The sequence below is a fragment of the Klebsiella sp. ME-303 genome (assembly GCF_007910085.1).
Taxonomy (GTDB): domain Bacteria; phylum Pseudomonadota; class Gammaproteobacteria; order Enterobacterales; family Enterobacteriaceae; genus Klebsiella; species Klebsiella michiganensis.
On record NZ_VOJB01000055.1, the window covers coordinates 583 to 5,791 of the forward strand.

Genomic DNA, 5,209 nt, shown 5'->3' on the forward strand with positions numbered 1-5,209 from the left:
CCATATGCCGTTTATTGGCGCCGTCGGCCCGGCCTTCTTTCTGAAAGAGTCCATGGAAGAGGTTGCCGCCATCAAGGATATCGGCAACTACTTCGACCGCGCCGAGTACATCAAATGGAAATCCTTTCGCGACACCGACGACGCGCGCTATATCGGCCTGGTGATGCCGCGCGTGCTGGGCCGCCTGCCGTATGGACCGGACACCGTGCCGGTGCGCAGCTTCAACTACGTCGAGCAGGTGAAAGGCCCGGACCATGAGAAATACCTGTGGACCAGCGCCTCGTTCTCCTTCGCGTCCAACATGGTGAAAAGCTTTATTAATAACGGCTGGTGCGTGCAGATCCGTGGCCCGCAGGCGGGCGGTGCGGTGAAAGATCTGCCGATCCACCTCTACGATCTGGGCACCGGCAACCAGGTGAAGATCCCGTCGGAGGTGATGATCCCGGAAACCCGCGAGTTTGAGTTCGCCAGCCTCGGCTTTATCCCGCTGTCGTACTACAAAAACCGCGACTACGCCTGCTTCTTCTCGGCCAACTCCGCCCAGAAGCCGGCGCTGTACGACACCGCCGACGCCACCGCCAACAGCCGCATCAACGCGCGCCTGCCGTATATCTTCCTGCTGTCGCGCATTGCGCACTACCTGAAGCTCGTTCAGCGTGAAAACATCGGCACCACCAAGGATCGCCGCCTGCTGGAGCTGGAGCTCAACACCTGGGTGCGCGGTCTGGTGACGGAGATGACCGACCCGGGCGACGAGCTGCAGGCCTCGCATCCGCTGCGCGACGCGAAGGTGGTGGTGGAAGATATCGAGGACAATCCGGGCTTCTTCCGGGTGAAGCTGTACGCGGTGCCGCACTTCCAGGTGGAAGGGATGGACGTGAACCTGTCTCTGGTTTCTCAGATGCCAAAGGCGAAATAATAAGCTAAGGCAGAAAGCCAATGAAAACGGAACAACCGTTATGGGGCAGGGGCGTTATGGTCTCTCCCCAGCACTTCCAGCAGCAGGCCGCGTATTCAGCCTGGTCTGCGGAATGTATCGCCCGACTCGGGCTTTCTCATCCCTGGGGGATGATCGATGCCACATTCGAATCGGATGCACTGAAACTGGGCCGCCTGCAGGCCCGTCATCTGCATATCCGTTTCCCCGACGGGACATTAATCGATACGGATAACGCTGACGATTTGCCACCGGTACTGGCGCTTGAGAATGAATCACAGCACGTGGTGGTGGTACTGGCCCTTCCGCTGCTGCGGGCGAACGGCGGCAACTGCCTGAAACCCGATGAGGTGGCTGAGCGTCCTGTTCGCTATCGGCAGCGCTGGCGGGATGTCCGCAACGCCTTTGGGGAAGATACCCGCCAGATTGCGGTGATGCGCCCGGAGCTGACGCTGCGTTTCGCCCATCAGAATAACAGCGATTACCTGACCTGTCCGATCGCCCGCCTGCAGCAGGATTCGCAGAGGGCGTGGCAACTTGATGAGACGTTTCTTCCCCCGCTCCTGGCCATCCAGGGTAGCCGCTGGCTGATGACCCAACTGGAGCAACTGATGACCCAGTTGCGTACCCGCCTGAGCCGCCTGATGGATATGCGCAGGGAAAGCAACGAACGGATGGCGGATTTTGCCGTGGCCGATGTGTCCCTGTTCTGGTTGCTCAATGCTCTGAACAGCGCTGAGCCCGTGCTCGGACAGTTTCAGCGCCATCCGCAAAACCCACCGGAGCGTCTGTATCCGGAGCTGGCCCGTCTGGCGGGCAGCCTGCTGACCTTCTCGCTGGAGCACCAGGTGAGTGCGATCCCGGTCTGGCAGCATGAGCAACTGAATAACGTTTTCCCGCCGCTGTTTGATTTACTGGGTGACCTGCTGGAAGCCAGCCTGCCGTCGCGGGTGGTGGCGATTGAACTTGAGCACGATGCCCGGCTGCACTTCTGGCAGGCCCGTCTGCATGACCCGCGTCTGCGTGAAGGGGCGGATTACTACCTGTCCGTGCGTTCGCGGATGTCGGCGGCACAGCTGCAGGAGCAGTTCCCGCGTCAGTGCAAGATCGGCAGTCCCGATCATGTCAGAAGTATCGTCAACTCATCGCGGGTGGGCGTACCTCTCGCGCCACTGCGTCATGTACCGGCAGCCATTCCACTGCGTCTGGAAAACCAGTACTTCAGCCTTGATGTCTCTCACCCCCTGACCACCGAAATGCTCCAGAGCGGCACATGTATGTTTTACGTTCCGGGAATGCTCGGCGAGCCTGAACTTGAATTCTTTGCGGTACTGAGAACATGAGTGAGCGTAAACGCGGCGGCGCCGCGTCCATTGATATAGATGCCCTGCTTCAGGATACCTGGCTGCAGGTGATCTGCCTGCGTCACGGTCCGATATTCCAGGACGGGGAAGGGCGCACGCTTTGGGAACGCTGCATTGCTGATGTCGAACGAGTCCAGCGTGAGCTGAAAGCGAGCGAACTTGATGAAGCCAGCTGTCAGCATATTCTCACGGCACAGTGTGCGTTGCTCGATGAGGCGGTCAAAGGTCGAGGTGTGGAGGACGATGCCTGCGTGCAGTGGTATGACATTCCCCTGCAGGGGCTCTTCCTTGGCACTATGGACGCGGGTGACACGCTGTGCGATCGGATGCGTGATGTGCTGCGTGAACCGGCTCCTGACCACGCTGTTGTGACCTGCTTCCAGCGAGTCATGATGCTGGGTTTCCTCGGCAATTTCCGCTCTCTGAACGACCCTGAACGCCAGAAACTCATTAATGCACTTGATGAATATGTCACGCCGTTCAGCTATCCACAAACCCATCCAGTCCTGGTGGAAAGCCGCGCCGGACGGGAAATGGGCGGCTGGCTGGCATCATGGCCCGTACGTATTGGCCTGAGCGTGGTGGTGGTTGCCGCACTCTGGTGGGGACTGGATCGCTGGCTGGATCAGATGCTGCAGACCCTGTTGCCGGGAGCGGTGAAATGAGCCCTGCGCAACAGCGCGGACTTGCGCTGTGGGGCGCCTTGCTAAGTACCGTGGTCTGCCTGGGTTTTCTGTCGGTCACCCGACTGGTGTCAGTACTCGTTCTGCTTACCGTTCTGGGGCTTATCATGGCGTGCTGGTATGTCGCCAGTCGCCGCGCGCGGCATGACGTCACCCTGCAACTGGATAACCTACCGGAAGCCACTTACCGTCAGCCCGTGGTGCTGGTCTGCGGCGATCTGCCGCTGGCCTGGCCGCATCAATCACCGGTACTCATCGTCCCGCAGGGATGCTGGATCCGCGTGGAGGATCATCAGGACCTGGAGCAGGTAGCCCGCCAGATACTGTGGCTGCGCCCGGACTGGGGGCGTCAGCTGTCGGTAATGGTTTGTGTCTGTCCGCAGCAACACCCGGACAGCGAAGCCCTGACCAGTCGTCTGATGACCCTGCGCTGGCGCATCAGCCAGCTGCGTAAAGAAACGGGTCATTCTGTGCCACTGATTCTGAATGGTCAGGTCGGCAGCGCGATGACGAATGACCTGTTCTGGCAGATGGCTCTCCCGGGTGAAGGGGTGAGGGTCTGGCGTGAATCTTCAGTTCCGGGCTCTGTCGCTGCATGGGTCACCGCCGGCGGAACGCCTGCGATGCAGCAGCAGGTGTTGATGAACAGCCTGATGAGCTGGTTCCATCAGCACGTCCAGGCTGTTTTTATGGATGAGAACCCCGATGTGCCGGTCATTGCCCCTGCCGCAGTGGTGTGGGGCATGAGACCAATCCTTGCCGGAAGCCTGGCCACATCGGCCTGGACGGCGTGGTTGTCCCATCATACCGCGATGCAACAGGTGACCGGCTGGCAGCCGGTGGGAACGGACAGTACGGTTATTTCCCCGTTGCCGGATTTTGTCCTGCCATTGCTGCCGGAAGGGCGAGGCCTGACGCCGCATGACAAAGCCTTCCGCTGTGCGCTCGGGATCTTCACGCTGGCGACTATCGCTGCGCTGCTCAGCAGTGGCTGGAACAATCGCCAGCAGCTGCAACGCGTGAGCTTCGATATTACCCGTTACGACCGCATCTCTATGGATGACTACGGCCCGAAAGCCGACGCCGTTGCGGCCCTGCGCGAGGATGCGGCATTGCTGGACGACCATGCACGTAACGGTGTACCGGCCCGGCTGAGCCTGGGTTTGTATCAGGGCGGGCGTCTGCGCATGCCGGTGCTGGAAGCGATCCGCTCGTATGTGCCGCCGCCACTGCCGCCTGAACCACAGCCGAAACCCAAACCGGTAGCGAAAATTATCCGCCTCGACAGCATGTCGCTGTTCGACTCGGGCAAGTACAACCTCAAGCCAGGCTCCACCAAAATGCTGATCAATTCACTGGTGGGCGTTAAGGCCAGACCGGGCTGGCTGATTGTCGTGTCCGGGCATACCGATAACACCGGCAATCCGCAACTGAACCAGACGCTTTCTCAGAAACGTGCCGAAGCGGTGCGTGACTGGATGCGTGACACCGGCGACGTGCCGGAAAGCTGTTTTGCGGTGCAGGGCTATGGCGAAAGCCGTCCTGTCGCAACCAACGACACCCCGGAGGGCCGTACGCTCAACCGCCGTGTCGAAATCAGTCTGGTACCGCAGGCCAATGCCTGTCAGATACCCGGCAAATACCCGGCGTCATCGCAGGATGATGGCGCATCACAACACAATGGAGAGTAATTCCATGGCAATTCCTGTTTATCTTTGGCTGAAAGACGACGGCGGTGCGGACATTAAAGGATCTGTGGACGTTCAGGATCGCGAGGGCAGCATCGAAGTTGTCGCTCAGGAGCATAACCTGTACATCCCGACCGATAACAACACCGGCAAACTGACCGGCACCCGTATCCACACGCCGTTCCTGTTCACCAAGGAAATCGACTCGTCCAGCCCGTATCTGTACAAGGCGGTGACCACCGGTCAGACCCTCAAGTCTGCGGAATTCAAGTGGTACAAGATCAACGACGCGGGCCAGGAAGTGGAGTACTTCAACACCAAACTCGAAAACGTGAAGGTGGTGAAAGTGAGCCCTGAAATGTACGACATCAAGGATCCTTCTAAAGAGAAGCACAACCATCTTGAGCGCGTAGAACTGCGTTACGAAAAAATCACCTGGACCTACAAAGACGGCAACATCATTCATTCCGATAGCTGGAACGAACGCGCCACCGCGTAATTGCCCGTCATACTTCGCGCCGCAGGTGCGTTGGCTAC

At 59.4% G+C, this 5,209-nt stretch carries 5 protein-coding genes; all 5 read left to right on the top strand.

Annotation, left to right across the window (positions count from 1 at the left end):
* Window positions 1–919: type VI secretion system contractile sheath large subunit (gene tssC / locus FQK12_RS03345; RefSeq protein WP_146295655.1), on the top strand; the 919-nt coding region annotated here is incomplete at its 5' end.
* 20 nt (window positions 920–939) lie between these two features.
* Window positions 940–2,280: a type VI secretion system baseplate subunit TssK gene (gene tssK, locus FQK12_RS03350; protein ID WP_014229671.1), complete on the top strand. Its 1,341-nt coding sequence runs from the start codon at window positions 940–942 to the stop codon at window positions 2,278–2,280.
* Window positions 2,277–2,966, top strand: coding sequence for a type VI secretion system protein TssL, short form (gene tssL / locus FQK12_RS03355; protein ID WP_014229670.1), 690 nt, complete (start codon window positions 2,277–2,279; stop codon window positions 2,964–2,966). Before tssK ends, tssL begins: the two co-directional genes overlap by 4 nt.
* Window positions 2,963–4,675, top strand: a complete 1,713-nt coding sequence (locus FQK12_RS03360; RefSeq protein WP_014229669.1) for an OmpA family protein — start codon at window positions 2,963–2,965, stop codon at window positions 4,673–4,675. Before tssL ends, FQK12_RS03360 begins: the two co-directional genes overlap by 4 nt.
* A gap of 4 nt (window positions 4,676–4,679) precedes the next feature.
* Window positions 4,680–5,171: a type VI secretion system effector Hcp gene (hcp, locus tag FQK12_RS03365; RefSeq protein ID WP_014839086.1), complete on the top strand. Its 492-nt coding sequence runs from the start codon at window positions 4,680–4,682 to the stop codon at window positions 5,169–5,171.
* The last annotated feature ends 38 nt before the right edge of the window (window positions 5,172–5,209 follow it).

Bases quoted from the DNA above. Each gene is read 5' to 3' on its own strand.
- tssK (WP_014229671.1), top strand. From the start codon at position 940: ATGAAAACGGAACAACCGTTATGGGGCAGGGGCGTTATGGTCTCTCCC.
- tssL (WP_014229670.1), top strand. From the start codon at position 2,277: ATGAGTGAGCGTAAACGCGGCGGCGCCGCGTCCATTGATATAGATGCC.
- FQK12_RS03360 (WP_014229669.1), top strand. From the start codon at position 2,963: ATGAGCCCTGCGCAACAGCGCGGACTTGCGCTGTGGGGCGCCTTGCTA.
- hcp (WP_014839086.1), top strand. From the start codon at position 4,680: ATGGCAATTCCTGTTTATCTTTGGCTGAAAGACGACGGCGGTGCGGAC.